Source organism: Deinococcus sp. (genome assembly GCF_030523985.1).
GTDB lineage: Bacteria > Deinococcota > Deinococci > Deinococcales > Deinococcaceae > Deinococcus.
Genome location: NZ_JAUNHK010000207.1, coordinates 1 through 1705, shown reverse-complemented (window position 1 = coordinate 1705; position 1705 = coordinate 1). Strand labels below are relative to the sequence as shown.

General features: G+C 66.6%; 2 protein-coding genes. One reads left to right on the top strand and one right to left on the bottom strand.

From position 1 onward, the window contains the following. Positions 1–74 precede the first annotated feature (74 nt). Positions 75–317, top strand: coding sequence for a hypothetical protein (locus Q4C89_RS15015; RefSeq protein WP_368493249.1), 243 nt, complete (start codon positions 75–77; stop codon positions 315–317). A gap of 142 nt (positions 318–459) precedes the next feature. Here the strand turns inward: Q4C89_RS15015 and Q4C89_RS15010 are convergent, their stop codons facing one another. Continuing rightward, positions 460–1482 (bottom strand): S66 peptidase family protein, encoded by a 1023-nt coding sequence (locus Q4C89_RS15010; RefSeq protein ID WP_303103425.1) that lies wholly within the window; start codon positions 1480–1482, stop codon positions 460–462. Positions 1483–1705: the final 223 nt, after the last annotated feature.

Sequence of the window (1705 nt, the reverse complement as noted above, 5' to 3'; positions counted from 1 at the left end):
CCTGAGTGCCTGCCGAGCGCCCCTTTCTGGCCCTGACCGACCCCGACCCGGAGGGCCAAGGCAGCCGGGGGGCCGTGCCGGAGGCCCTCTTTGACCTGGCGGTGAACCGGGCAGCGGCGGCTTTGCGCGGGGTCAAGCCGTCGTCGCAGGCGGGAACGACGGCGCTGGCGGCTTGGCACGCCCGCACCCGCTTTGCCCGCCGCGTGGCCCTGAACGACATTCGCGCCGCGCTGGATCAGAAGCCTGGGACGGGCCTCTGGCACTGGGCCGGGGGGCCAGGGGGCGGCTGGCAGGCTGGGAAGGCCGAGTTTCCTTGAGGCGTTATACGGAACTGAACTCTTCTACAGAGATGTCGGAAAAGCGCCGCCATCTCTTCCGCGCCGTTCAGTTCCGTATTTTCTTTGACTCACTCCGTTCGGAAAAATAGCTTGGATAACCAAACTATTCTTCAAAGCGGTATTACGGCCAGACCGTCACTGTCCGCGCCGCGCTGTCCAGCCGCACCTTCGCGCCCAGAGGCAGCGTCATCTGCGGGGAGGTGTGCCCGAAATCCACGTTGGCGACGACGGGCAGGTCTTCGCGGCCCGCTTCCTTCAGCACGCGGCGCACCCAGACGTAGAGCTGCTCGGTCATCTCCGGTGTGTAATCGCGGGGCCGCGCCAGCAGCAGCCCGCTCAGCCGCGCCAGCACGCCTTTGGCGGCCCAGTTCCGCAGCCAGTAGCCCACTTGCGAGGGCGGCGGCACGTCGTTGCTCGTTTCCAGCGCCATCACCGCGCCGTGCCACAGGTCGGGCGGCAGTTCGCCAGGGGTGCCGCTGAGCATGTCCAGAATCTCGATGCACCCGCCGAGCAGGTGCCCCTCGCCGCAGCCCTCTTGCAACCAGACCCAGCCGTCGCCGGGCTGGAACTCGCGGCGGATGGACTGTGAAGCTTCGTCCCAAATCTGCCGCGCCTGCGTCCACTCCGGGGCGGGGGAGAGGTGGTAAGGCTCAGTTCCAAATGCCTGTTCCAGCCCGCGACGGGTGAAGGGGTGAATGCCGCCGTTTTCCGCGAGGTCGGTCAGGACGGCGGGGCCGTGGTAGGCCATCACCCCCGCCTGGAGAAACTGCATCAGCGTCACGGTGGAGTCGGAATAGCCCAGAAAGGCTTTCGGGTGCGCCCGAATCAGTTCCGGGTTCAGGTAAGGCAGCAGCCGGATGGAATCGTCCCCGCCGATGATGCTCACCAGTCCGTCAATCTCTGGATTTTGCAGCGCCCAGTGCAGGTCGTCGGCCCTGGCCTGCGGATTCTGGTACAGGAATTCAGGGCCACGAAAGGCGCTCGGCGCGGCGATAATGTTCCAGCCCAGCGTCTCGGCGGCCTGCCGTACCCCCGCCGCGTAGCGGTGCGGCACTTCGGTGACAAAGCCTGCGCTGAGGCTCAGGGCCGCCACGCGGGAGCCGGGGCCGAGCGGTTTGGGTCTGGTCAAAGAGGGGGTGTCCATGCGTCAGGGTAGCGGCCTGGAAACCCTTCGCCCATACGCAAAATGGCGGGGCCACAAAAAAGCCGCCCACACGGGGCGACCTTTTGGCTGATGGGCTGACGGGGCAGCTCAGTACAGGCTGCTTGCCTCAGTGCCGTAGACCGGGGCTACCTTCTTGCCCTGCATCTTGGCTTCCTTGGCCTGAATGCCTTCGCGCACGCGCTGGCCGTAGTCGGCGTCGGCG

What these genes read in the sequence shown, in the direction of transcription:
- Q4C89_RS15010 (WP_303103425.1), bottom strand. Translation starts at nt 1,482, where the DNA reads ATGGACACCCCCTCTTTGACCAGACCCAAACCGCTCGGCCCCGGCTCC.